The organism is Mitsuaria sp. TWR114, assembly GCF_007997345.1.
The window spans coordinates 1-25,062 of sequence record NZ_VOSR01000032.1 but is presented as its reverse complement, the minus strand read 5'-3'; the positions used below and the strand labels follow the sequence as shown (position 1 = coordinate 25,062).

The window sequence follows — 25,062 nt, the reverse complement described above, 5'->3', positions numbered from 1 at the left end:
ACAACCGTTCGGGCTGTCTGTTCATGACGAACCGAGGTCGGCCGCCACGACCCTCGCTCTCCCTCGGTATGGCGCCCAAGCGCCTACCCTGGGCGGGTCGGCCTGTGGCGGCCTGGGCGTACTTTGCTACATACAAGGGCGGGGGTGAGGGCCAGCAGCCTCACCCCTGTCCGCGGTCTTCCTGCGCCTCTTGAGCCTCCTGGGCCTCATAGCGCGCCAGCCGCTCGCTCTTCCAATAGACGTCATCGCCCCCCTTGCCATCGAGGTTGGCGCGATTGAGAACCCGCGCCAGCACGAACAGCAAATCCGACAACCGGTTCAGGTAGTGTCGCGGCGTGGCGTTGAGGGCCTCGTTCGCTGCCAGCGTGACCACCGCCCGTTCGGCGCGGCGGGCGATGGTGCGGCAGACATGCGCGATCGCCGCGCTGCGGGTGCCGGCCGGCAGGATGAACTCCGCCAGGCGGGGCAGGGCGGCGTTGTGGTCGGCCAGCGCCTGGTCGAGGTGGAGCACCGCCGCTTCCTTGAGCAGGCTGTAGCCCGGCATGCACAGCTCGCCGCCGAGGTTGAACAGCTCATGCTGGACGGTGACCAGCAGTTCGCGCACATCGTCGGGCAGCGGCTCGGCCAGCAGCACGCCGATCTGGGAGTTCAGTTCGTCCACATCGCCCATCGCCTGGATGCGCAGGTGGTCCTTGGGGACGCGGGTGCCGTCGCCGAGGCCGGTGGTGCCGTCGTCGCCGGTGCGGGTCGCGATCTGGGAAAGTCGATTGGCCATGGCGGATGCCGCGCGGGCTGCGGAAGTGCAAACCCGGCATCTTGCCGCAACTCGACCGGGAAGGCGGTCAGTTGCGGCTGCCGCTGCGATGGAAGACCGGGCGATGGTGCGACATGGCGGCGGCATGGCCATGCACGTCGTGCACGGTGTGTCTCGGGATGCCGACCGGCCGGGGCACATGCGGCGCCGGCTGACGGCCGCCGGGTTCGAGGTGGCCGCGGGCGGGCTGTCCGGGATCGATGTCCTCGTCGGCAGCGTCGCCGGGCAGGTGGCGGAGCTGATCCATCCACCAGACCCTCAGCCAATCCATGCGCAGGGTGGCCAGCACCACCAGCCCCAGCAGCAGGGCCCAGATCGTCCATAACCACAGGTGGGACATGGCGGACTCCTCGTGGCGCGCGACCAGGCGCGCGATCCGTTCATGCTGTCACTGTGCGGGTCGCGGCGCAAGCGGGACGATGCAAGTGAATGCAGCGACGCGTCTTCCTAGAATCCATCGCATCGACGAGCGATGACCCGCCGGCCGATCGGTGCTGCCGATCCGGGAACGGCGGCACCAGGAGACCACGATGAACGCGCCTCGAGAACTCGGTGACGACCAGGGAGACCCCGGCGCGCCGCACCAGCCGGTCTACGCCCCGCGCGCGATGCCGGCGGCGATGCTGGAGGCGCTGAAGGCGCGCTTCGGCGACCGCTGCAGCACTGCGATGGCCCTGCGCGAGCAGCATGGTCGCGACGAATCGCCCTTCGACGTGCCGCCGCCGGAGGCGGTCGTCTTCGCCGAAAGCAACGACGAGGTCGCCGCGGTGCTGGCCCTGGCCAACGCGCATCGCGTGCCGGTGATCCCCTACGGCGCCGGAACCTCGCTCGAAGGCCACCTGCTGGCGGTGCAGGGCGGCGTGAGCCTGGACCTGTCGCGGATGAAGCGCATCCTCAGCGTCAACGCCGAGGACCTGACGGTGACCGTGCAGGCCGGCGTCACGCGCAACCAGCTCAATACGGAGATCCGGCACCAGGGGTTGTTCTTCCCGATCGACCCCGGCGCGGATGCATCGATCGGCGGCATGTCGGCCACGCGGGCCAGCGGCACGAATGCAGTGCGCTACGGCACGATGAAGGAGAACGTGCTCGGGCTGACGGTCGCGACGCCGGACGGGCGGCTGATCCGCACCGGCTCCCGCGCGCGCAAGAGCAGCGCCGGTTACGACCTCACGCGCCTGTACGTGGGCAGCGAGGGCACGCTGGGCGCGATCTGCGAGATCACGCTGCGGCTGTACCCGCTGCCGGAGGCGGTGTCGGCGGCGGTCTGCTCGTTCGAATCGATCGATGCCGCGGTCCGGACCACGATCGCGATCATCCAGATGGGCGTGCCGATCGCGCGTTGCGAGTTGCTCGATGCCCACGCGGTGCGGGCGGTCAACCGCCATGACAAGCTCACGCTGCGCGAGGCGCCGATGCTGCTGATGGAGTTCCACGGCTCCGACGCTGGCGTGGCGGAGCAGGCGGCCACCGTCCAGGAGATCGCCGCCGAGCACGGCGGCACCGGCTTCGAGTGGGCGACCACGCCGGAGGAGCGCACGCGCTTGTGGACGGCCCGGCATCACGCCTACCTGTCCGCGCTGCAGATGAAGCCCGGCTGCCGCGCGGTGACGACCGACACCTGCGTGCCGATCTCGCGCCTGGCGGAGTCGATCAATGCGTCGGTGGAGGAAGTTGAAGCGAGCGGGCTGCCGTACTTCATCGTCGGCCACGTCGGCGACGGCAATTTCCACATGGGCTACCTGATCGATCCCACCATTCCCGCTGAACGCGCAAGCGCCGAGGCGCTGAGCGCGCGGATGGTGGCGCGCGCGATCGCGCTCGAAGGCACCTGCACCGGCGAGCACGGCATCGGCCTGCACAAGCAGGGCTTCCTGCTCCAGGAGGCCGGGGAGGGCGCGGTCGATCAGATGCGAGCGCTCAAGCGGGCGCTCGATCCGAACGACATCATGAATCCGGGGAAGGTCTTCGCCTGATCAATGCTGCGGTGCCGGCACGCTCCACCGGCGCGTGACATCGCCGCGTGCGTTGACGCTCTCCAGGTGGACGCCGAAGCCCCACAGGCGCGCCACATGCTTGAGCACTTCCTGGGCGTCGTCGTGCAGCGGGCGGTCCAGGTGCTGCTGGTGGCGCAGGGTCAATGAGCGGTCGCCTCTGAGGTTCACGTTCCAGACCTGGATGTTGGGCTCCCGCGTGGACAGGTCGTACTGCCGGGACAGGGTCTGGCGCACGTGCTGGTAACCCTGCTCGTCGTGGATCGCGGAGATCTCGTACTCCGCCTGGTGCTCGTCGTCCAGGATCGAGAACAGCCGGAAGTCGCGCATCATCTTCGGGCTCAGGTACTGCGCGATGAAGCTCTCGTCCTTGAAGTTGCGCATCGCGTGATCCAGCGTCGGCAGCCAGTCGCTGCCGGCGATCGCCGGGAACCACTCGCGGTCTTCATCGGTGGGGTGCTCGCAGATGCGCTTGATGTCGGTGTACATCGCGAAGCCCAGCGCATACGGATTGAGCTGCGCCATCGGCGGCTGGGCCACCACGTTGGTGTGGGACTTGAGCCACTCGATCATCATCCCGTCCGACAGATAACCGTCGTCATACATCGTGTTCAGCAGCTTGTGATGCCAGAAGGTGGCCCAGCCCTCGTTCATCACCTGCGTCTGTCGCTGCGGGTAGAAGTACTGCGCGATCTTGCGGACGATGCGGACGATCTCCCGCTGCCAGGGCTCCAGCAGCGGCGCGTTCTTCTCGATGAAGTACAGCAGGTTCTCCTGCGGCTCGTCGGGGAAGCGCCGCTTCTCTTCCGCCTTGGCCTCGTCCTCGGGCCGGCGCGGCAGCGTGCGCCACATGTCGTTGACCTGCTGCTGGGCGTAGGACTCGCGGTCCTTGCGCATCGCCTGCTCCTGGGCTAGCGACAGCTTGGCCGGGCGGCGGTAGCGGTCCACGCCGTGGTTCATCAGCGCATGGCAGGAATCCAGCGTCGACTCCACCGCATCGAGTCCGTGGCGCTGCTCGCAGTCGGCGACATAGTTCTTCGCGTAGACCAGGTAGTCGATGATCGACGACGCATCGGTCCACATCCGGAACAGGTAGTTGTTCTTGAAGAAGCTGTTGTGACCGTAGCAGGCATGCGCGATCACCAGCGCCTGCATCGCCATCGTGTTCTCCTCCATCAGGTAGGCGATGCACGGGTCGGAGTTGATGACGATCTCGTAGGCCAGGCCCATCTGGCCGCGCTTGTAGTGGCGCTCGGTCGAGATGAACTCCTTGCCGTAGCTCCAGTGCCGATAGTTCACCGGCATGCCGACCGACGCGTAGGCGTCCATCATCTGCTCGGCGGTGATGACCTCCAGCTGGTTCGGGTAGGTGTCCAGGCCGTAGCGTTCCGCGGTCTGGCGGATCACCTCGTGGTACTGCTCGATCAGGTCGAAGGTCCAGTCGCTGGGCGACTCGAGCGGTCGGTCGGGCCGCTTCTCCAGGGGCCGCATCTTCGTCAGCGGCGCGCGCACACGGCGGCCGCCGTACTCGTTCGCGCCCACGCCCACGCCCACATGGCGACGGTTCTCGAGACTGCTCATGGTGCTGTCCTCCGGCGCCGCGCTCACGCGGCCGCCCCTTCCTTCTTGAACAGGTCGCGGAAGACCGGATAGATCTGCGCGACCTCGACCGCCTTGCGCATCGCGAAGTGAGGCACGTCCTCCTCGAGCTTCGCGTACTCCTCCCACAGGTTCTGCTCGGCTTCCGCCACCTGCACGTAGGCGTAGTAGCGGCACAGTGGCAGGATCTTGTCGGCCAGCAGTTCGCGGCAGCGGCCGCTGTCGTGATGCCAGTTGTCGCCATCGCTGGCCTGCGCGCCGTAGATGTTCCAGTCGCCGGAGGGGTATCGCGCCCGGATGATCTCTTCCATCAGGACCAGCGCCGAGGACACCACCGTGCCACCCGTCTCCGTGGCGTGGAAGAAGTTCTGCTCGTCGACTTCCTGCGCCTGCGTGTGGTGGCGGATGAAGACGACGTCGATCTTCTCGTAATGCCGCGTCAGGAACAGGTAGAGCAGGATGAAGAAGCGCTTGGCCAGGTCTTTGCGGCTCTCGTCCATCGAGCCCGACACGTCCATCAGGCAGAACATCACCGCGCGCGTGGTCGGCTGCGGCACCTTGATGCGGTTGCGGAAGCGCAGGTCGATCGGATCCAGGAACGGGATGTTGGACAGGCGCTGGCGCAGCAGCACGATGCGGGCCTCGGTCTCCGCGATCAGCGCCTGGACCTCGGGCTTGCGCGCGTCCTCTTCCTGGGTGAGCGTCTGCAGCCGGGCTTCGAGCTCATGCAGCTCGCGCCGCTTCTCCATGCCCAGCGCGATGCGGCGCCCCAGCGCCCCGCGCATCGAGCGCACCACATGCAGGTTGGTCGGCGTGCCGTCGGTGACGTAGCCGGCGCGCACGGTCTTGTACTCGGGCGTCTCGGCGAGCGTGGTGCGCGCCAGGTTGGGCAGCGCCAGGTCCTCGAAGAAGACCTGCATGAACTCCTCCTTGCTGAGGTGGAAGACGAAGTCGTCCTCGCCCTCGCCGGAGTCGCTCGCCTGCGACCCGCCGCCGCCGCCCTGGCCGCCCTGCGGCTTGCCGATGCGGTCGCCCTTGATGTGCTCGGTGTTGCCGGGCCGCACCACCTCGCGGATGCCGCCCTCGCCGTGGCTGAAGACCGGCTCGCTCAGGTCGCGTTTGGGGATGTGCACGTCCTCGCCGCGCTCCATGTCCCGGATGCCGCGCTTGTCGACCGCCCGCCGCACCGCCTCGCGGATCTGGTCCTTGTAGCGGCGCAGGAAGCGCTCCCGATTCCCGATCGACTTGTTCTTGCCCGACAGCCGCCGATCGATGATCTGTTGAAGGCCTGTCATGTAGGGACCTTTCCGGTGGCGTCCGTTCGGCTCAGCTCGACTTCCGCACGCGCAGGTACCACTCGCACAGCAGCCGGACCTGCTTGGGCGTGTAGCCCTTGTCGACCATGCGCTGCACGAAGTTCTCATGCTTCTTGGCCTCGTCCGCGCTGGCCTTGGCATTGAAGCTGATCACCGGCAGCAGCTCTTCGGTGTTGGAGAACATCTTCTTCTCGATCACCGTGCGCAGCTTCTCGTAGCTGGTCCACGTCGGATTCTTGCCGGCGTTGTTGGCCCGCGCCCGCAGCACGAAGTTCACGATCTCGTTGCGGAAGTCCTTGGGATTGCTGATGCCCGCGGGCTTCTCGATCTTCTCGAGTTCCGCGTTCAGCGCCGAGCGGTCGAACACCTCGCCGGTGTCGGTGTCGCGGTACTCCTGGTCCTGGATCCAGTAGTCGGCGTAGGTGACGTAGCGGTCGAAGATGTTCTGGCCGTACTCGCTGTAGCTCTCGAGGTAGGCGGTCTGGATCTCCTTGCCGATGAACTCGGCATACCTCGGCGCAAGCACCTCCTTGATGAAGCCGACGAATTTCTGTTCGGCTTCCTGAGGGAACTGCTCGCGCTCGATCTGCTGCTCCAGCACGTACATCAGGTGGACCGGATTGGCCGCCACCTCGGTCGAGTCGAAGTTGAAGACCTTCGACAGGATCTTGTACGCGAAGCGCGTGGAGATGCCGGCCATGCCTTCATCGACGCCGGCGTAGTCGCGGTACTCCTGGATGGACTTGGCCTTGGGGTCGGTGTCCTTCAGGTTCTCGCCGTCATAGATCTGCATCTTGCTGAAGGCGCTGGAGTTCTCCGGATCCTTCAGCCGCGTGAGCACCGCGAACTGCGCCATCATCTTCAGCGTGCCGGGGGCGCACTTGGCCTCGGCCAGCGAGGAGTTGCGGATCAGCTTCTCGTAGATCTTCACTTCCTCGCTGACGCGCAGGCAGTAGGGCACCTTGACGATGTAGATGCGGTCGAGGAAGGCCTCGTTGTTCTTGTTGTTGCGGAAGCTCTTCCATTCGCTCTCGTTGCTGTGGGCGAGCACGATGCCGTCGAAGGGAATGGCGCCGAAGCCCTCGGTGCCCTTGAAGTTGCCTTCCTGGGTCGCCGTCAGCAGCGGGTGCAGCACCTTGATCGGCGCCTTGAACATCTCGACGAACTCCAGCAGCCCCTGGTTGGCCAGGCACAGGCCGCCGGAATAGCTGTAGGCATCGGGGTCGTCCTGCGCGTAGGTCTCGAGCTTGCGGATGTCGACCTTGCCCACCAGCGAGCTGATGTCCTGGTTGTTCTCGTCACCGGGCTCGGTCTTGGCCACGCCGACCTGCTTGAGCACGCTGGGCAGCCGCTTGATGACCTTGAACTTGCGGATGTCGCCGCCGTATTCGTCCAGGCGCTTGACCGCCCAGGGGCTCAGGATGCGATTGAGGTAGCGACGCGGGATGCCGTACTCGCGCTCGAGCAGCGGGCCGTCCTCGACCGGGTCGAACAGCCCGAGCGGGCTTTCGTTCACCGGGCTGTCCTTCAGCGCGTAGAAGGGCACGTGCTCCATGAGCTGCTTCAGGCGCTCGGCGATCGAGCTCTTGCCGCCGCCCACCGGCCCGAGCAGATAGAGGATCTGCTTCTTTTCCTCCAGCCCCTGCGCGGCATGCCGGAAGTAGCTCACGACCTGCTCGATCGCGTCCTCCATGCCGAAGAACTCGGCGAAGGCGGGATAGATCTTGATGACCTTGTTCTGGAAGATGCGGGACAGCCGCGGGTCGTTGCGCGTGTCCAGCATCTGGGGCTCGCCGATCGCCTTGAGCATGCGCTCGGCCGCGGTGGCGTAGGCAAGGGGGTTGCGCTTGCACTCGTCCAGGTACTCCTCCAGCGTGAGTTCCTCGACCTTGCTGCGTTCATAACGAGCCGCGAAATGGCTGATCACATCCATGCTGACCTCCGGAGTAGTTCGTAGGGAGGCGACGCGCGTCCAGGTGTGACCACGGACCTCGCATCGTCCAGGAAGTTCTGGCGACGTCCATGACTCAAGGCGTCATCAGAGCTTTCCGAGCTCAGCAAGCATTCAGCAAACGGCCAGCCCATGCTGGCCCAAAGTCCTTCGCCCTGTCGCGGATCGCGATCGACAACCTCAAGGGCGGCGCGGCTTTGGAGGCCATGCTACGCCCATCGAGAGCGATGCGCGATAGCAAGACGTGACCCCGTTGTACTCCCTCGTGCAACGTCTGTGAAGCACTGCCGTTGACGGCCCCCCGTGTGTGGGGCACCTGTGGGAAGTACGAAGAAGACAGCACGCATCCCGCGTGCCATCCTCATGGATTAGTCGGCGGGCCGGCGCGCAGCGCGGCGTCCGTGCTCACTCCTCCGCGCCTGGCGGACGCAGCTTTTGCAGCAAGCCGTTCAATTCGTCGAGCGAGCCGAAGCTGATCGCCACCTCGCCCTGTTCGCCGCGCTTGGTCTTCTTGCGGACGCGGATCTCGACCTGCGCCGTCAGCAGGTCCGACAGCTCTTCCTCGAGCCGCAGCACGTCGCGGCTCTTGTCCGACTTCACGCGCAGCAGCGGGGCCTGGCGGCCCGCGCCCTGCTGGCGCTGGACCAGCTTCTCGGCCTCGCGCACGCTGAGCTTCTTGGCGGCGATCTCGGTCGCGCTGGTGATCTGGTGGGCCCCGTCGAGCGCCAGCAGCGCGCGCGCGTGGCCCATGTCGATGTCGCCGGCCATCAGCATGTTCTGGACCGGCTCGGCCAGGTTGAGCAGGCGCAGCAGGTTGGACGCCGCGCTGCGCGAGCGGCCCACCGCCTGCGCGGCCTGGTCATGGGTCAGGCCGAACTCGTCGACCAGCCGCTTCAGGCCCTGCGCCTCTTCCAGCGCGTTGAGGTCCTCACGCTGGATGTTCTCGATCAGCGCCATCGCCGCCGCGGCCTCGTCCGGCACCGGCTTGACCAGCACCGGCACCTCGGCCAGCCCGGCCAGCCTGGCGGCGCGGAAGCGCCGTTCGCCAGCGATGATCTCGTAGCGGACCGCGCCCTGGGGCGCGATCGGGCGCACCAGGATCGGTTGCATGATCCCTTGCGCCTTGATGCTCTCGGCCAGCTCGTACAGCGAGCCCTCGTCCATGCGGGTGCGCGGCTGGTACTTGCCGGCCTGCATCTGCGCCAGCGGCAGCACGCCGGGTTCGCCTTCGCGCACCGCCGGTGCGTCGCTCACTTTGGGGCCCAGCAGGGCCTCCAGGCCCATGCCCAGGCCCTTGGGTTTCTTTGTCGCCATGGGGCGCGATTCTCCGTGATTCCTTCGCTCTTCCGACGGCCCCCGCCGACCGCCTTGCGGGGGAGGCTCGCGGCCGACCGGGTGCTTCAGCGGGCGAGGCGCTGCAGCATCGCCCGCCCTTCGGGCCAGGCGCCGAGTCCGGACGCCGCGTTCAGGTGGCCGAGCGGGCCCGCCAGGACGAATTCGGCACCCCAGTCCGCGGCCATGCCGGCAGCGCGTTCAGGGCGGCAGAAAGGGTCGTCGGTGGAGGCGACCACGATCGCCGGGAACGGCAGGCGCGGGCGGCGGATGGGCCGCCAGTTGTGCAGCTGGGGCGGGGTGTCCTCGCGCTCGGTGTCGGGCGGCGCGACCAGCAGCGCGCCGGCCACCAGGCGCGTGTGGCTGGAGTGGTCGGCCCAGGCCGCCACCAGCTGGCAGCCCAGGCTGTGCGCGACCAGCAGCGCGGGTCGTTCGACCAGGCGCGCATCCTGCTGGAGCACCTCGTCCAGGCGCGCCATCCAGTCGCCGCGGCGTGGCCATTCCCAGTCGTCCTGTTCGACACGCGTGTCGCCATGGCGGCGTTGCCACTCGCTCTGCCAATGGTCGGGATCGGAATTCAACCAACCCGGAAGCAGGTAGACCGGACCCGCCAAAAGGGGCTCGTCGAGGTCATTCGAGGGAAGGTCGTGCTGTGACATCTGTTGGCCTTATGCTTCGCGCTTTCTTTGGCGCCATCGGGGAAGGGCCCCGGCGGCAGCGGATTTTGCAGGAGCGGCGATGAAGTACGCGGTGTATGTCGACGGGCAGGAAGGCACGACCGGCCTGCGCATCAATGAATATCTGGCGCAGCGCGCCGACATCGAGGTGCTGCGCATCGACGCCGACAAGCGCAAGGATCCCGCCGAGCGCGCCCGGCTGCTGAACGCCGCCGACGTCGCCTTCCTTTGCCTGCCGGACGCCGCTTCGCGCGAGGCGCGGCCATGGTGACCAATCCCGAGACCTGCCTGATCGACGCCAGCACCGCGCACCGCACCGCGCCGGGCTGGGCCTTCGGCCTGCCGGAGCTGGCCAAGGCCAGCGCGCCGCATCCGCGAATCCAAGCGCATCGCCAACCCCGGCTGCCACGCGAGCGCCTTCATCCTGGCGGTGCGCCCGCTGGTCGATGCCGGCCTGCTGTCGCCCGACGCGCTGGTGACCGCGACCTCCATCACCGGTTACTCCGGCGGCGGCAAGTCGATGATCGCGGAGTACGAGGCCGGCGGTCAGCCGAAGCTGACGGCGCCGCGTCCTTACGCGCTGGGCCTGGCCCACAAGCACCTGCCGGAGATGATGGCCCACACCGGCCTGAAGCAGGCGCCGGTGTTCATGCCGATCGTCTCCAACTTCTACAAGGGCCTGGCCGTCACCGTGCCGCTGCACCTGAGCCAGCTGCGCGCCGGTACGACGCCGCAGCAGGTCCGCGACGCGCTGGCTGCGCATTACGAGGGCGAACGCTTCGTCCATGTGAAACCGCTGCGCGACCCGGACACGCTGGCGGGTGGCTTCTTCGACGTGCAGGCCTGCAACGACACCAACAACGTCGACCTTTTCGTCTTCGGTAGCGAGCAGCAGATCCTCGTCATGGCGCGCCTGGACAACCTGGGCAAGGGCGCCAGCGGCGCCGCGGTGCAGAGCATGAACGTGCACCTGGGCGTCGACGAATCGCTGGGCCTGACCGGTCCGGACCTCAACAGCATCTGATGACGGAGCCGACACGGATCGCCAGCCGCGAATGGCGCCGGGATGGCGCTGTTCCGCAGGTCGACCTGGACGCCATCCGCGACGGCGTCATCACCCACGGACGCCAGCAGACCCAGGGCAGCGACGCCCGCGACATCGCGGTGGCGCTCTACGACGGCGACGTGCTGATCGCCGGCGGCTTCGGCCGCACGGAGTTCCGGCGGCTCTACATCAGCTACCTGTGGGTCGAGGCCGACCACCGCGGCCAAGGCTTGGGCGGCGACTGCCTGCGCCAGCTCGAGGCGCTGGCCCTGCAGCGCGGCTGCGTCGATGCGCTGATCGAAACCTTGCTGGACGAGGTTGCCGAGCTCTACGAGCACCTCGGCTACGCCTGCATCAGCCACGTCCACGACTTCGTGCCGGGCTTCACCCGGCACACCTTGCTGAAGGTCTGGCAGGCGCGCGACTGAGCCTCGCCGCACGAGGCGAGGGTGCTCAGGCCCAGGCGCGGGGATCGTCGCTGCGGTAGTGGTAGCGGTAGCCCTGCAGGAAGCCCAGGCGGGCATACAAGCGCTGCGCGGCGTCGTTCTCGGCGCCGACCTGGAGATAGGCCGTCGTGGCGCCCTCCACGCGCGCCTGGGCCAGGAGCGCGGCGCAGAGCCGATGGCCGTGCCCGCGACCGCGTTGGTCCTCGGGCGTGAAGATGTCGAAGAGTCCCGCCATGCCGCCCACCGAGGTGCCAGCCGGCCCGGGATCGATGGCCACCTGGCCGCAGGCGAGCAGCACGCCATCGCGTTCCAGCTTGAAGGCTTGGTGACGCACGCTGGCTTCTTCGAGGCGCCGCGCATGGCCGGTGATCTCCTCGACGCTGGAACGGCGCAGCGCGCCGATCAGCGCGGCGTAGTCGGCGGCGGAAAGCGGCGTCAGCCGCTCCGACGAACCAGGCTCGCCGAAGCCGTCCAGGGACGGCAGCACCATCACGTCGGCCGGGTCGAAGCGATGCCAGTGCATCGCGGCGAGGCGGTCGTCGAGGTCGTCCGGTTGGCTGAACGGGGTGAGGCGCAGGATCAGCGGCAACCCGGCCTGCTCGAAGCTGACACGGCAGCGGCGCAACAGCTCTTCCAGGGGAAGCGATCCCCCCGCGAGTGGGTTCACGCAGCGAGACCGCTTGGCCTTGCCCGGCGACAAGCGCAGCAGCCACCCCTCCACCTGGGCTTCACGTGGCGCCGACGCTGCGTTGAGGCCGGCCAGTTCGGCGCGGCGGGCGAGGGCGTCCAGTTCCGGCGACATCGATGGGACGCGCTCAGCGCATGCCGCCGACGCGCTTCACCATTTCCTTGGCGAAGTCGATGAAGGCATGCGCGCCCTTGGATCCGCCATCGAAGACCACGCCGGGTAGGCCGTAACTGGGCGCCTCGGCAAGACGGACGTTGCGTGGGATGACGGTGTCGAAGACCTTCTCGCCGAAGTGCGCCTTCAGCTGCTCGCTCACCTGCTGCTGCAGCGTGATGCGCGGATCAAACATCACGCGCAGCAGGCCGATGATCTGCAGGTCCGGGTTCAGGTTGGCGTGGATCTGCTTGATCGTGTTGACCAGGTCGGTCAGGCCCTCCAGCGCGAAGTACTCGCACTGCATCGGCACGACCACGCCGTGGGCCGAGCACAGGCCATTGAGCGTCAGCATGGACAACGAGGGCGGGCAGTCGATCAGGACGAACTCGTAATCCTGGGCTGCGGCGGCCAGCGCGGTCTTCAGGCGCTGCTCGCGGCGTTCCAATTCGACGAGCTCCACCTCGGCGCCCGCCAGTTCCCGGTTGGCGCCCAGCACGTCATAGCCAGCTTTCTCGCTGCGCTGGCGGGCTTCGGCGATGGTGGCCGATTCGAGCAGCACGTCGTAGACGGTGAGGGCCAGGGCGCGCTTGTCGATGCCCGACCCCATCGTCGCGTTGCCCTGCGGATCCAGGTCGACCACCAGCACGCGCTGGCCGACCTTGGCCAGGCCGGCGGCCAGATTCACGGTGGTGGTCGTCTTGCCGACGCCACCTTTTTGGTTCGCAACGCAAAAGATCTTGGCCATGAATGCTGGGAGAACGAACTCGGGAGAGGGCGCAGCTTAACCGCTGGCGCAAGGGTCGGCGACGCAGAGTCGCCGGGAGAGGGCGACCTCAGGCTGCGGATGTCGCTTCCGCCCCAATCGGGCGAATCCAGAGCAGGCAGCGCTGGGCGTCAAGCCCGGGCACGGTCAGCTGTTCCACGTGAAACACGTTCAGGTCCGGAGCGCGCTCGCGGAGTTCGGCGAGCTCCTCGACCGGCTGTTGTCCCTTCATGGCCGCCCACACGGCACCGGGTTTCAGGTGCATGCGGGTCCACTCGGTGAAATCCGCCAAGGACGCGAACGCCCGCGAGGTGATGACGTCGAACGGTGCCGTCTTCAGCTGCTCCACGCGGGAGTGCTCTGCATGCAGATTGGGCAGGCCGATTTCCGCCGCGACCTGAGCGATGAAGAATGCCTTCTTGCCGACGGTGTCGACGCAGGTCACATCAATGCTCGAATCGCAGATCGCGATCACCACGCCAGGCAAACCGCCACCGCTGCCGACGTCCATCAGGCGAAGCGGCTGGCCGGCGGCATGGCGGCGCAGGGGCGAAATCAGGCTGAGGCTATCGACCAGGTGCTGGGTCAGCATCGCTTCCGGATCCCGGACGGCCGTCAGGTTGTAGACCTTGTTCCACTTCGACAGCAGCTGGAGGTAGGCGATCAGCTGATCCAGCTGCTGGTCGTTCAGACCGAGCGCCAAGGTCTGGGCGGCGGCGGCAAGTCGGGAGCGCAGGTCGAGGTCGGTCATCAACGGCGTGGTCGGTCGATTCAGGATCGGAACGTGGGAAGGGATGAATCAGGCGGCGGCCGATTCGGCGGTTGCATCCTGGTCGGTAAATCCCTTGAAGCGGCCCTTGCGCAGGTGGATCAGCAGCAGCGAAATCGCCGCCGGTGTGATGCCCGAGATGCGCGAAGCTTGGCCCAGGGTTTCGGGACGATGCTTGTTCAGCTTTTGTCTGGCCTCGAAGGAGAGGGCGGTGACCAAGCCGTAGTCCAGGTCTTCGGGCAGCTTCAGGTGCTCGTAGTTGGAGGCGCGGGCGACGTCCTCCTGCTGCTTGCTGATATAGCCGGCGTACTTGACGCTGATTTCGATCTGCTCGACCACCGCATCGCTCAAGTCCGCGCCGACGGACGCGGCCAGCGCGGCGCGCGACACGCCGGCTTCCGGGCGTGCAATTGCAGCCACTTCAGCGATGGTGTCGAAGGTGACGCCGGGGCGGCGAAGCAGGTCGATCAGGTTGTACTCGCGCTCGAGTGGCTTGCCGACGAGGCGCTCTGCGTCGACCGCCGGCAGGATGTTCGGATGAACCCAGGTCGACTTCAGCTTCTCTGTTTCACGTGAAACAGCGTCACGCTTGCGGTTGAAGGCATCCCAACGGGCGTCGTCCACCAAGCCCAGTTGACGCCCCGCTTCGGTCAGACGCATGTCGGCGTTGTCCTCGCGGAGCTGGAGCCGGAACTCGGCGCGACTCGTGAACATACGGTAGGGCTCGGTGACGCCCTTGGTGATCAGGTCGTCGACCAGCACGCCCAGATATGCCTGGTCGCGGCTGGGTAGCCAAGCGTCCTTGCCTTGAACCTGCAACGCCGCGTTCAGGCCGGCGAACAGCCCCTGAGCGGCCGCTTCCTCGTAGCCGGTGGTGCCGTTGATCTGGCCGGCGAAGAACAGGCCGCCAATGGCCCGCGTCTCGAAACTGGACTTCAACTCGCGCGGGTCGAAGTAGTCGTACTCGATCGCATAGCCCGGGCGCAGGATGTGCGCGTTTTCCAGTCCGGGGATGGATTGGACGGCCGCCAGCTGGATGTCGAAGGGCAGGGAGGTCGAGATGCCGTTCGGATAGAACTCGTGCGTCGTCAGGCCTTCGGGCTCCAGGAAAATCTGGTGCGAGTCCTTGTCGGCGAAGCGGTTGATCTTGTCCTCGATGGACGGGCAGTAGCGCGGACCCACGCCCTCGATCACGCCGGTGAACATCGGACTGCGGTCGAAGCCGGAGCGGATGATCTCGTGGGTGCGGGCATTGGTGTGGGTGATCCAGCAGGGCAACTGCTGCGGATGCTGCGCGGCGCTGCCCATGAAGCTGAATACCGGCACCGGGTCCAGGTCGCCGGGCTGTTCGGCGCACTTGGAAAAATCGATGGTGCGACCGTCCAGTCGCGGCGGGGTGCCGGTTTTCAAACGGCCTTGGGGCAGCTTCAATTCCTTGAGCCGGCCGGACAGCGACACGGCCGGCGGGTCGCCGGCGCGACCGGCGGCATAGTTGTCCAGGCCGATGTGGATCCGGCCGTCGAGGAAAGTGCCGGCGGTCAGCACGACCGCCCGGGCGCGGAAGCGCAGGCCCGACTGGGTGACCGCGCCGACGACGCGGTCCCCCTCGACCATCAGGTCGTCGACGGCCTGCTGGAACAGCATCAAATTGGGCTGGTTCTCCAGCCGGCGCCGGATAGCGGCCTTGTAGAGGATGCGGTCCGCCTGCGCGCGGGTGGCGCGGACCGCCGGGCCCTTGGAGCCGTTGAGGATGCGGAACTGGATGCCGCCTTCATCGGTCGCCGCGGCCATCGCGCCGCCCAGCGCGTCGACTTCCTTGACCAGGTGGCCCTTGCCGATACCGCCGATCGACGGGTTGCAACTCATCTGGCCCAGCGTCTCGATGTTGTGGGTCAGCAGCAGCGTGCTGACGCCCATGCGGGCCGCCGCCAGTGCGGCCTCGTGCCGGCATGGCCGCCACCGACCACGATCAAGTCGAACTCTTTCGGATAAAGCATGGCAAGGCGTCCAGCGGAATCGGCGATCGGTCGATCGAGGCCATCGCGGCGCGCGGAAGGCGCGAATCCAGGCGATGGACAGCCGGCTGGCGTTCAGATGAGGGAAGGGCGCGATTTTACGCGGGGCTGTGGATAAGTCACTGCCTCAGGGAGATAGCGGGCGGACCTTGTTGGCGTCTGCGAAGGGCGTGCGGCGACAATCCCGCCGTCATGAACTGCCGCCCCCACTGCGCCGCCTGCTGCATCGCCCCGTCGATCAGCAGCCCGATCCCCGGCATGCCCGACGGCAAGCCGGCCGGCGTGCGCTGCATCCAGCTCGACGACGAGCTGCGCTGCCGGATCTTCGGCCGGCCGGAACGGCCCTCGGTCTGCGGATCGCTGCCGCCATCGGAGGACATGTGCGGCGACTCCCGCGAGCAGGCGATGCGCTGGCTCGGCTGGATGGAGGAGCAGACCGCGCCCCCGGCCTAGGCCCTCACGCGGCGCCGACGGACCGACAGCGCCTTGAAAGCGCGTGTTCGTAGAGTCATCCTCTCCAGAAGAACCGACCGGAGACATCGCATGACCCCCACGAACGAGGACCGCCGCCGCTTCCTCCTCCAATCCGCCGCGCTCGGCGCCACGGGCACGACCCTCGGCGCAAGCGCCCCCGCCTTCGCGCAATCCACCTGGCCGTCGCGCAACGTGCGGCTGGTCGTGCCCTTCGCGCCCGGCGGCAGCAGCGAGATCGTGGCCCGCGCCACCGCCGCCGAACTGAGCAAGACGCTGGGCCAGGCGGTCTACGTCGACAACAAACCCGGCGGCGGCGGCAACATCGCGATGGTGGAGGTGGCGCGCGCGGAGGACCAGCACACGCTGATCCTCGGCCACATCGGGACGCTGGCAGTGAACCCGTACATCTACGACAAACTGCCCTACGACCCCAACCGCGACTTCAAGCCGATCACGCTGCTGGCCAAAGTGCCCAGCCTCTACGTCGTCCATCCCGACGTGCCGGCGAAGAACCTCAAGGAATGGGTCGCGCTGGTGCGCAAGAACCCCGGCAAGTTCAGCTACGGCTCGGCCGGCAATGGGAGCGCGGGGCACCTCGCGATGGAGTACCTCAAAATGGTCGCCGACCTCTTCATCCTCCACGTTCCGTACCGCGGCACCGGCCCACAATTGACCGACCTGCTGGCGGGACGGCTCGAGGCCGCGTCGGTCGGCGCGCGGCCATTCTTCAATTCATCAAGGCCGGGAAGCTGCGCTGCCTGGCTACCGGCTCGAAGGAACGCCTGCCCCAATTGCCCGACGTGCCAACCGTCGCCGAGCAGGGCTACCCAGGCTTCGAAATGACCCAGTGGTACGGGCTGTGCGCGCCGGCCAATCTCGCGGCGGCAAACGCGGACAAACTCGCCGTGGAATCGGCGAAGGCCATCCGATCGGTTTCTGCGAAGGAGCGCCTCAGCCACGATGCGGCGGAACCGATCGGCAATACGCCGGCGCAATTCGCGGCGTTCATCGCGCAGGAACAGCAGCGCTGGAAGCAGGTGGTGGCACGGGCGAAGATCAAGCCCGATTGAGGGGGCTTCTGTGACCCCTCCGGGGGGGCCAATTGGGGTGCCCTCGGGAGGGCGACTGCGGTTGGCCAAGCGCGGGCTCTCCACGACGCGGGGGGCGTCCCGTCCGGGAACCCCCCGCATCATTCCGGCCCCACAGACGCTCGCTGACACCGCGTGCGCGTGACACTCGCTGACGCCGTGAGGGCGTCGAGGCGGTGGCGGGGAGGGGTTGTCGGTTGGGTCAGCGGTGCTGGACTGAGCGTAGGTCCTGCACGACGCGGCCACCTTGCAGGCTGACGACGCGTTGGGCGGCGGCGATGGTTTCGGGGCGGTGCGCGATGACGATGCGCGTCAGCGAGAGCTGGCGCAGGCTGGCGTTGACGAGGCGCTCGCGCTCGACGTCGAGCGCGCTCGTCGCTTCGTCCAGGAACAGGAACTGCGGGCGCTTGTAGAGCGCCCGGGCCAGCAGGATGCGCTGGCGCTGGCCGCCGGACAAGCTCGAGCCCATGTCGCCGATCAGCGTCTGGAAACGCATCGGCATGGCCTCGATGTCCTCCAGGACGCAGGCCAGTCGCGCGCATTCGCGGACCCAGTCAGGATCGACGTTGAGGTCGAAGAAGCTGATGTTGTCCGCGATGCTGCCGGCGAAGAGCTGGTCGTCCTGCATGACGGTGCCGATGCGCTCGCGCCAGGCATTGGTGCCCAACTGGGCGAGGGCGACGCCACCGATGCGGATCTCGCCGTGCTGCGGCGCGTGGATGCCCAGCATGAGCTTCATCAGCGTGGTCTTGCCGCAGCCCGAAGGGCCGACGATGGCCACCGACTCGCCAGGCTCGATGCGCAGCGAGCAGCCGGCAATGACCTCCGGCTCGCCATCGGCATAACGGAAGCGCAGGCCGTCGAGCTCCAGCGGCGCCTCGCGCGGTACCACGCGGCCGGGCGCGTCCAGGTCGGCCTCCGGCGCGGTGAGGACGATGTCGGCCAGGCGCTCGCCCTGCAGGCGCAGCATCTTGAGCGCGACGACTTTGTCGATCAGGCCGGCGATGCGTTGGCTGAACTGGTCCTTGTAGGCAAGGAACGCGAACAACATGCCGACCGAGAGTTCCTTGTCCAGCACGAGCATCGCGCCCAGCCCGACGATGGCGACACGCTCGAGCCCGAACAGCAGCTTGTTGCCCTGCGTCATGCCGAGCTCGAGCTTGCGGCCAGTCAGCGATGCATTCATCTGCTCGACGACCAGGTTGGCGAAACGCGCGCCGCGATCGGCCTGCGCGTTGAAGAGCTTGATCGCCTGCGCACCGCGCAGCGATTCAAGGAAGTGGCTGTTCTGGCGCGCCTCGTGGGTCAGCGCTTCTTCCTGGGCGTCGCGCAGCGGCCGGAAGCAGGCCCAGCGCAGCAGCGCGTAGCCGGCCACGGCGGTCAACGCGACCGCCGTGAGGCGGCCGCTGTAGAGCACCATCATCGCCAGCGTGAGCAGGACCATGAGGCCGTCGAGCACGGCCTCGATGAAGCTGCCGGTCAGCGTCTTCTGGATTTCCTGGACGCTGGAGAAGCGCGACCAGATGTCGCCGAGATGGCGTTTCTCGAACCAGGCCAGCGGCAGCCGCAGGAGGTGCGAGAAGACGTTGGAGAGCCACTGCAGGTTGAGCGAGGCCGACAGGATCATCACCGCCCATGAGCGCAGCAGGCCCATGCCGACCTGCAGCAGCACGAGCAGCGCGAAGCCGATGCCCAGCGTGACGAGCAGGTCGCGGTCGGCGCTGACGATGACGCCGTCGACGGTCCATTGCAGCAGGAAGGGCGCGAGCAGGCCCAGCAACTCAAGTCCGAGCGCGAGCGCGAGCACCTGCGCGATGGAGCGCTTGAGCCCGCTGACGTGGCCGAGCAGCTGCCGCCATTGGGGCGCCGGCGCCGGCGCCTTGCGGGCGAAGTCCATGCCGGGCCGCAGTTCGAGCGCGACGCCGGTGAAGTGCTTGGAGACCTCGGCCAGCGGCAGCCGGCGCTCGCCGTGCGCGGGATCGAGCACGACCGCGCGGTCGCCGTCGACGCGGTCCAGCACGACGAAGTGGTTGAAGTCCCAGTGCAGGATGCAGGGCGTGTGCAGCTTGTGCAGCGTGTGCGGCTCGGCGCGCAGCGCGCGGGCGGTGAGGCCGAGCTGCGCGCCCATGCGGACCAGGTCCGCCATCGTCAGGCCCTTGAGCGAGACGGCGAAGCGGTCCCGCAACTCGCCCAGTGCCCAGCGCTGGCCGTGCGCCGCGGCGACCATGGCCAGGCACGCGAGGCCGCACTCGGCGGCCTCGGTCTGCAGGATGACGGGACGGCGGCGGCGCCAGCCGAGGTTCAGCTTCGCCAGGAAGCCGGTGGGCGCGGCGCCCGGCGGCGGAGCGCCTGGCGGGGCGCCGGAAGCGGGGACGTCAGACACGGCGGGCGAGGCTCAGCAGCGGTTCAAAGATCCATTCAATCAGGCGGCGCCGCTCGAGCAGCACGTCGGCCTCGAGCAGCATACCGGGGCTGAGCGTCTGGTCCTGCCCGTAGGCCTCGACCGACTGGCGCTGCAGCTGCACGGTGATGCGGTACATCGGCTCGCCTTGCGCCATCGCGGCGGGCAGGCCGAGCTGGGCGAGCTCCGCGGCCTGCAGCGGGGTGCGCGCGACCTGCAGGACCTCGCCGGCCTGCTGGCCGAATTTCTGGTACGGGAAGGCCTGGTAGCGCAGCAGCACCGCCTGGTGCGGGCGCAGGAAGCCGACGGCGCTGGACGGGGCGTAGAGATGCGCCTGCAGCGGCGTGCGGGCGGGGAGCAGGGCGGCGAGTTGCGTGCCGGCCTGCACGACCTGGCCCGGCTCGGCCAGCACGGTGCTCATCTGACCGTCGCTGGGCGCGCGCAGCACGAGCCGGCGGCGCGCCTCGTTCTCGACGCCCTGCGCCTGCAGCGCGGCGATGTCGCGCGCGAGTTCCCCTTGCTGGACCTGTGCCTTCAAGGGAATCGCCTGAAGCTCAGCTTGCAAGCCCAACGCCTCCCGCTGCAGGTTTTCGCGCTCGCGCGAAAGTGCCTGCCGTTGGGCCTGCAAGCCAAGCAACTCCTCCCGCTTGGTCTGGACCTGGGCGCTCGATACGAACTGGTCCTTCGCCAGCGATTCCAGCCGTCCCAGACTCTGCTGCGCCAGCGCCTCGCGCTGGGCATGCAGCTGCAGCTCGGCATCGGCCTGCCGCAGCGTGGATTCGAGCGTGGCGATCCGCGCCTTCAGCGAGGCCGCCTGGCTCTGCGCGAGTTCCCGCTGCTGCGCCTGCGCGGCACCCAGCGATTGCTCGCGGTCCTTCAAGGTCCGCGACAGGCTGTCGCCCGTCGGATTCGCGCTGTCCAGGGACAACACGAAGAGCACGTCGCCCTCACGCACCTGCTGCCCATCCTGGACGGGCCGTGCCACGACGGTGGCGCTCTGCGGCACGCTCAGCCGCATCACGCCCCGCTCGGGCACCAGCAGGCCGTTGACGCGGGCCTTGCGGGTGTATTCGGTACTGAACAGGAAGGCGCCGACCGCGACGACACCCCCCAGCGCCAGAAGGCTCAACCAGCGCAAGGTGGCGGGCCGATGCAGCTGCACCGATCCCAGCCAGGCCTGCTGCTGCGAGGCCTGGGCTTCGGCGCGGAAGAGCGCCACCACGATTTGCTACGCCTGGTTGCGAACCTGACGGATCGCGCGTGAGCCGCGAGGGCTCACCAGGTGCCCTTGGGCGCGGGTTCCACGTCCGCCGACGCGGTCGTGCTCAGCGTGGCATCGCTGCCGACCAGCCAGGTGCCCTTCGGGGCGCCGCCGCCGACGTGAACCAGGGCCTGCAGGTCCAACTCGACCAGACCTTCTTCGACTTGCGTGGTGACAGCGACGTTTTGCGGTTGGGCTTGCATAAGAGGCTCCAGATTCGGTGACGTGCCCGGAAAAGTGTTGAGCACGGGACGCATTGAAGCAGCGCGCCGCCTGACGCATAACTGTCAGCTCTTACAGTGTTTACAAGGTGCCGCCGCGGGCAGCATCAGCGAATCAGGCCCAGCCGAAGAGCCTTCAGCACCGCCTGATGCTTGTTGGAGCAGCCCAACTTGTGCATCGCATTGTTGATGTGCAGCACCGCCGTGCGTTCGGTGATGCTGAGGATGGCGCCGACTTCCCAGGCGGTCTTGCCTTCCATCGTCCAATGCAGGCACTCGAGCTCGCGCGGCGTGAGCCGCGGCGATTCGGTGACCTTCTCCTCCGGCAGCAGCACGCGCAGCGCGGTGTCGACCGCGTGCACCGCGAACAGCTGCAGGTCCGCGACCATGCGCGTGAGCTGGCCCGAATCGCTGGGCAGCGGCTGGTCGCGATCGACGCCAAGCACGAAGTGCCGCCCTTCGGGCAGGTGCAGCGCCAGGCAGATGCCGGTGCTGTAGCCGAATTGCGCTTGCGATTCCCAGATGTCGCTCGCGCCATGGCGGGCGTAGGTCTGGCGATCCCACACGATGGGCATGCTGTTGCGCTTGCAGTGCTGCATGACTGGATCGCGGCGGCCGAACTCGGGCGCGTGCATCACCTCCGCATAACCGGCGGGGCAGTTGTCGATGGTGATGAACTCGGTGTCGGCCAGCGTGTGGTCCACCACCGTGATCGCCGAGACCGTCTGGAAATCCAGTTTTTGCGCGAAGCGGATCACCTCACTGCGGAACTCTTCGCGTGAGCGCGCTTCCAGGACTGATTGATAACCGCCTTGCAGCATTGATCGCTCCGGCCCATCGGCCGGCCTTGTGGGCCTCTTCGGGTGGCTGTCGCGGGGGGCGCCGGGCTCGTCGGGGTTCCGCCACGCGCCCACTGCGACCGCATAGGCCACGTGACGCATTCACGCCCCTGACAGGGTTTACAGCTGGCGGGTCGTGCTCATCATGACCACACTGCTGGTCAAGGGGAGAAGCAGCAACCGCCGATCCGCAATAGCCAAACCAAACAATTCTGACAATGACACCAGCTTGGATTGTGTACGCGTGGCCACGAATATTGTGTGATGTGCAGCGTCTACCCCGCTTACAGTTCGCGCATTTGAGCACGCGCGTGTTGGTGGCGGGAGACGAGGATCACCCGGCCATGGGGCAAACCCTGTGGAGTGGCGAGTCGGAATTCGGCGCCGCCGGCGTGGCCTGGGACTGGGTGCGCATGCCTTACGGCATCGTGTCGATGGTCGATCCGATGGCACTGGTGACCAATCTCCAGTTCCTGAATGGCGAGGGCGAGGTGCTCGCTCCCATCGAATCGGCCATCCAGCTCAACGGCATCGTGCACACGCTGCCCTGGCAGGAGCAGGTGCAGCTGGCGCTCGCGACGCGGCACTGAGCTCATCGCGCCACGGCCGCGCGCATCGAGCGCGCCACCAGCGCCAGTCCGGCCACGGTGAGCGCGGCGCCGACGATCACGTCGGCATCACCTTCGCGAAGGTCAGCGGCTCGCCCTTGAGCACCTGCATCATGAGCAGGTTCTGGCCCAGCCCCGGCACCCACAGGTGCCAGGAGGCCTCGCCGCCGGGATGGATGATGGCCACCACCGGCGCCAGCGAGATCGCGGTCACCACCAGCGTGGTGCTGGCCTGCGCTTCCTTGAAGGTCTTGGTGCGGATGGCCAGCGCCATCAGCACCGCCGCCAGGCCCGCGGCCAGCGGGATCTGCAGCAGCAGGAAGCGCAGCGCCTCGCTCCAGCCGAACTGGAACATCGCCGCCAGCGCGTCGCTGCGCATCAGCCACTGGCCGGGCAGGAAGCTGAGGTTGGACAGCACGGCCACCGCCAGGCCCGCCATCATCACCGCGGCCCACTTGCCGGCGACGATGGCGGCATGCGGCGCCGGATTGACCAGCAGCGGCTCGAGCGAGCCGCGCTCGCGCTCGCCGGCGGTGCTGTCGAGCGCGGCGGTCAGCGCGCCGTAGAGCACCGCCATCATGATGAACATCGGCAGGATCTGGGTCAGCCGCGTCGAACGCGCCTGCAGGCTGGCGAGGTCGCGTTCCTGGACCTCGACCGGCTGCAGCTGCCGCGCGCCGATGCCGCGCATCGCCAGCGTCAGCGTCGCGCGCTCGCTGCCGAAGCCCTGCAGCAGGCGGCCGATCGTGCCCACGCCGGCCTCGGCGCGCTGGTTGGCGCTGTCGGTGACGATCTCGATGCGCGGCGCTTCGCCGCCGGCCAGCAGCGTCTCGAAGTCGGCCGGCACCACCATCACCGGATCGCTCAGCGTGGACGAGCGCAGCTGGGCCTCGTAGTCGGCCGGCGCGGCCTTGATCGTGTAGTTCTGGCGCTCGAGGTAGTTGCGCAGCGTGGGCGCATGCTCGATGCCCACGGCGAGCAGCTCGCGCTGCTCGGCGCGCTCCTGCAGCGAGGCCGTCAGGCCCGACATCAGCATCAGCAGCAGCGGCCCCATCAGCACCGCCGGCACCAGCAGGCGCAGCAGCGTGCGGCGGTCGCGCAGCGCGTCCACGATCTCCTTGGCGAAGACGGTGCGGAAAGCCTTGAGGAAGGGACCGTTCATGCGGACTCCAGGTGGCGCGCGTGCGCGGCCTCGGGGAAGGCGAGGTCGACGAAGGCGTCCTCGAAGCGTTGCCGGCCGGTCTGCGCGAGCAGGCCGTCGACGGTGCCGGTCGCGACCGAGCGCCCATGCGACATGACCACGACCTGGTCGCAGAGCTGTTCCACCTCTTGCATGATGTGGCTCGAGAAGACGATGCACTTGGCGCCGCCGGCCGGCGAGCGCAGGTGGCGCAGCACCTCGCGCAGCGCGCGCGTGGCGACCACGTCCAGCCCGTTGGTCGGTTCGTCCAGCACGATGTTGGCCGGGTCGTGCACCAGCGCGCGGGCCAGCGCCGTCTTCATCCGTTCGCCCTGGCTGAAGCCCTCGGCGCGGCGGTCCAGGATGGCGCGCATGTCCAGCAGTTCCGCCAGCGACTCCGCCCGCGCCTGGGCCTGCTCCATCGGCAGGTCCTGCAGCCGCGCGAAGTAGACGATGTTCTCCCGCGCGGTCAGGCGCGGGTACAGGCCATGGGCGTCACCCAGGATGCCCATGCGCGACAGCGCCTCGCGCGGCGAGCGCAGCACGTCCACGCCGTCGACCTCGATCGCGCCCCGGTCCGGCGGGAACAGGCCCGCCAGCATCCGCAGCGAGGTCGTCTTGCCCGCGCCGTTGGGGCCGAGCAGCCCGGTGATGCGGCCGTTGGGCGCGTCCAGGTCCAGGTGATCGACCGCGACGACGGTGCGCGCCGGGCCCTTGCGGCCGAAGCGGGCCGCCAGCGAGCCGCCGCCGCCGCGCGTCTGGAAGGCCTTGTGGAGGGCATGCAGGCGGATCATCGGTCGGACTCCCGGACGGCGGAGGCGGCGGCCGCGAGGGTCGCCGGGGTGGGGGGCAGGAAGGCGGGCGGGCGCGGCAGCTTGAGGGCGCAATTCGCGTCGACGGCCAGGGCATCGGCATCCCGCGGTGCGTCGATGAAGCGGAACAGCACGTCGCGCATGCAGGGCAGCGCCAGCACGACGCCGTGGCCCGCGGTGGGCACGACCACATGCCGCGCCTGCGCGCCCAGCGCGGCCTGCACGCGCTGGCCGTGGCGCTCGGGCGTGGCGGGATCGCTGCCGCCGCTGGCGATCAGCACCGGATGGCGGGCCGGCGGGAGGGCATAGAACGCGGGCTCGACCGCGCCGCGCGGCCAGCTGGCGCAGACGCGCGCGTAGAGGTCGCGGTCCAGGGTGCCGAAGTCGGGCGAGGGCGCCTCGGTCGAGGCGGCGATGCGGGGCGCGTCCTCGGCGCAGATCACCGAGAAGTGCATGCCCTCGAAGATCCGCATCGCGCGCGAGCCGCCGCCGAGCTGGCCGGCCAGCCCCGCCAGCGCGTCGAAGCGGCCCAGCGAGGCTTCATGGATGGCCGCCGGCAGCGCCGCGGCGACCTGGGGCGCGTACAGCGGCGGGCGCACCAGGCCCAGCAGGC

Annotated in this window: 23 protein-coding genes and 2 pseudogenes; 7 read left to right on the top strand and 18 right to left on the bottom strand. The window is 68.1% G+C overall.

The genetic code is table 11. From position 1 onward, the window contains the following. Positions 1-160: 160 nt before the first annotated feature. Entirely contained in the window at positions 161-775 is a 615-nt protein-coding gene (locus FUT87_RS01975; protein ID WP_147239886.1) for a cob(I)yrinic acid a,c-diamide adenosyltransferase, read from the bottom strand. A gap of 67 nt (positions 776-842) precedes the next feature. Further along, entirely contained in the window at positions 843-1,154 is a 312-nt protein-coding gene (locus FUT87_RS01970; RefSeq protein ID WP_147239885.1) for a hypothetical protein, read from the bottom strand. A gap of 268 nt (positions 1,155-1,422) precedes the next feature. Here FUT87_RS01970 and FUT87_RS01965 point away from each other — a divergent pair, with 268 nt between their 5' ends. After that, positions 1,423-2,790 (top strand): FAD-binding oxidoreductase, encoded by a 1,368-nt coding sequence (locus tag FUT87_RS01965; RefSeq protein ID WP_255511617.1) that lies wholly within the window; start codon positions 1,423-1,425, stop codon positions 2,788-2,790. Here the strand turns inward: FUT87_RS01965 and FUT87_RS01960 are convergent, their stop codons facing one another. From FUT87_RS01960 to FUT87_RS01940, 5 genes are all read right to left on the bottom strand, one after another. Further along, entirely contained in the window at positions 2,791-4,299 is a 1,509-nt protein-coding gene (locus tag FUT87_RS01960; RefSeq protein ID WP_254783525.1) for a SpoVR family protein, read from the bottom strand. A gap of 113 nt (positions 4,300-4,412) precedes the next feature. Further along, complete coding sequence (locus tag FUT87_RS01955; RefSeq protein ID WP_147239882.1) at positions 4,413-5,702, bottom strand: YeaH/YhbH family protein; 1,290 nt, start codon at positions 5,700-5,702, stop codon at positions 4,413-4,415. Positions 5,703-5,733: 31 nt separating this feature from the next. Then, positions 5,734-7,656, bottom strand: a complete 1,923-nt coding sequence (locus FUT87_RS01950) for a PrkA family serine protein kinase (protein ID WP_091729643.1) — start codon at positions 7,654-7,656, stop codon at positions 5,734-5,736. Positions 7,657-8,079: 423 nt separating this feature from the next. Beyond that, positions 8,080-8,988, bottom strand: a complete 909-nt coding sequence (locus tag FUT87_RS01945; protein ID WP_091729640.1) for a ParB/RepB/Spo0J family partition protein — start codon at positions 8,986-8,988, stop codon at positions 8,080-8,082. Positions 8,989-9,074: 86 nt separating this feature from the next. Then, positions 9,075-9,665, bottom strand: coding sequence for an alpha/beta hydrolase (locus FUT87_RS01940; RefSeq protein ID WP_147239881.1), 591 nt, complete (start codon positions 9,663-9,665; stop codon positions 9,075-9,077). Positions 9,666-9,744: 79 nt separating this feature from the next. On the opposite strand from FUT87_RS01940, the pseudogene argC reads away from it, so the two are divergent. Both argC and FUT87_RS01930 read left to right on the top strand, forming a co-directional pair. After that, positions 9,745-10,707 (top strand): annotated as a pseudogene (gene argC / locus FUT87_RS01935) (N-acetyl-gamma-glutamyl-phosphate reductase). Further along, a complete protein-coding gene (locus tag FUT87_RS01930; protein ID WP_147239880.1) occupies positions 10,707-11,156 on the top strand; it encodes a GNAT family N-acetyltransferase in 450 nt (149 codons plus the stop codon). The pseudogene argC and the gene FUT87_RS01930 overlap by 1 nt, the downstream one beginning before the upstream one ends. Before the next feature lie 25 nt (positions 11,157-11,181). Here the strand turns inward: FUT87_RS01930 and FUT87_RS01925 are convergent, their stop codons facing one another. The 4 genes and pseudogenes from FUT87_RS01925 to mnmG form a co-directional block, all read right to left on the bottom strand. Beyond that, entirely contained in the window at positions 11,182-11,799 is a 618-nt protein-coding gene (locus FUT87_RS01925; RefSeq protein ID WP_186830310.1) for a GNAT family N-acetyltransferase, read from the bottom strand. Positions 11,800-11,989: 190 nt separating this feature from the next. Further along, complete coding sequence (locus FUT87_RS01920; protein ID WP_147239878.1) at positions 11,990-12,763, bottom strand: ParA family protein; 774 nt, start codon at positions 12,761-12,763, stop codon at positions 11,990-11,992. Positions 12,764-12,851: 88 nt separating this feature from the next. Further along, positions 12,852-13,532 carry a 16S rRNA (guanine(527)-N(7))-methyltransferase RsmG gene (gene rsmG, locus FUT87_RS01915; RefSeq protein WP_147239877.1) on the bottom strand — a complete coding sequence of 227 codons (681 nt, stop codon included), beginning with the start codon at positions 13,530-13,532 and terminating at the stop codon, positions 12,852-12,854. A gap of 48 nt (positions 13,533-13,580) precedes the next feature. Then, positions 13,581-15,547 (bottom strand): annotated as a pseudogene (gene mnmG / locus FUT87_RS01910) (tRNA uridine-5-carboxymethylaminomethyl(34) synthesis enzyme MnmG). 210 nt (positions 15,548-15,757) lie between these two features. Between mnmG and FUT87_RS01905 the strand changes: the two are divergent. The 3 genes from FUT87_RS01905 to FUT87_RS30220 all read left to right on the top strand — a co-directional run bounded on the left by FUT87_RS01905 (position 15,758) and on the right by FUT87_RS30220 (position 17,109). Continuing rightward, positions 15,758-16,018, top strand: coding sequence for a YkgJ family cysteine cluster protein (locus tag FUT87_RS01905; RefSeq protein WP_091729611.1), 261 nt, complete (start codon positions 15,758-15,760; stop codon positions 16,016-16,018). A 90-nt stretch (positions 16,019-16,108) separates the two neighbouring features. Beyond that, positions 16,109-16,882, top strand: a complete 774-nt coding sequence (locus tag FUT87_RS01900) for a tripartite tricarboxylate transporter substrate binding protein (RefSeq protein ID WP_255511615.1) — start codon at positions 16,109-16,111, stop codon at positions 16,880-16,882. Continuing rightward, positions 16,879-17,109, top strand: a complete 231-nt coding sequence (locus FUT87_RS30220; RefSeq protein ID WP_404935346.1) for a hypothetical protein — start codon at positions 16,879-16,881, stop codon at positions 17,107-17,109. Before FUT87_RS01900 ends, FUT87_RS30220 begins: the two co-directional genes overlap by 4 nt. Positions 17,110-17,329: 220 nt before the next feature. Here FUT87_RS30220 and FUT87_RS01895 read toward each other — a convergent pair whose 3' ends face one another. The 4 genes from FUT87_RS01895 to FUT87_RS01880 all read right to left on the bottom strand — a co-directional run bounded on the left by FUT87_RS01895 (position 17,330) and on the right by FUT87_RS01880 (position 21,831). Beyond that, the gene (locus tag FUT87_RS01895) at positions 17,330-19,510 is read right to left on the bottom strand and encodes a peptidase domain-containing ABC transporter (RefSeq protein ID WP_255511614.1); all 2,181 of its coding nucleotides are present in this window, start codon (positions 19,508-19,510) and stop codon (positions 17,330-17,332) included. Continuing rightward, positions 19,503-20,750 (bottom strand): HlyD family secretion protein, encoded by a 1,248-nt coding sequence (locus tag FUT87_RS01890; protein ID WP_091729602.1) that lies wholly within the window; start codon positions 20,748-20,750, stop codon positions 19,503-19,505. Before FUT87_RS01890 ends, FUT87_RS01895 begins: the two co-directional genes overlap by 8 nt. Before the next feature lie 53 nt (positions 20,751-20,803). Further along, complete coding sequence (locus FUT87_RS01885; protein ID WP_147239876.1) at positions 20,804-20,992, bottom strand: hypothetical protein; 189 nt, start codon at positions 20,990-20,992, stop codon at positions 20,804-20,806. Positions 20,993-21,117: 125 nt separating this feature from the next. Next, positions 21,118-21,831, bottom strand: coding sequence for a helix-turn-helix transcriptional regulator (locus FUT87_RS01880; RefSeq protein WP_091729594.1), 714 nt, complete (start codon positions 21,829-21,831; stop codon positions 21,118-21,120). 362 nt (positions 21,832-22,193) lie between these two features. Here FUT87_RS01880 and FUT87_RS01875 point away from each other — a divergent pair, with 362 nt between their 5' ends. Then, entirely contained in the window at positions 22,194-22,439 is a 246-nt protein-coding gene (locus FUT87_RS01875) for a hypothetical protein (protein WP_091729590.1), read from the top strand. A 76-nt stretch (positions 22,440-22,515) separates the two neighbouring features. Here the strand turns inward: FUT87_RS01875 and FUT87_RS01870 are convergent, their stop codons facing one another. The 3 genes from FUT87_RS01870 to FUT87_RS01860 all read right to left on the bottom strand — a co-directional run. Further along, positions 22,516-23,619, bottom strand: coding sequence for an ABC transporter permease (locus FUT87_RS01870; RefSeq protein ID WP_255511613.1), 1,104 nt, complete (start codon positions 23,617-23,619; stop codon positions 22,516-22,518). Next, positions 23,616-24,431 (bottom strand): ATP-binding cassette domain-containing protein, encoded by an 816-nt coding sequence (locus FUT87_RS01865; protein WP_091729580.1) that lies wholly within the window; start codon positions 24,429-24,431, stop codon positions 23,616-23,618. Before FUT87_RS01865 ends, FUT87_RS01870 begins: the two co-directional genes overlap by 4 nt. Beyond that, a partial coding sequence (locus FUT87_RS01860; RefSeq protein ID WP_186830309.1) for an alpha/beta hydrolase occupies positions 24,428-25,062 on the bottom strand: 635 nt, incomplete at its 5' end. The genes FUT87_RS01860 and FUT87_RS01865, both read right to left, overlap by 4 nt.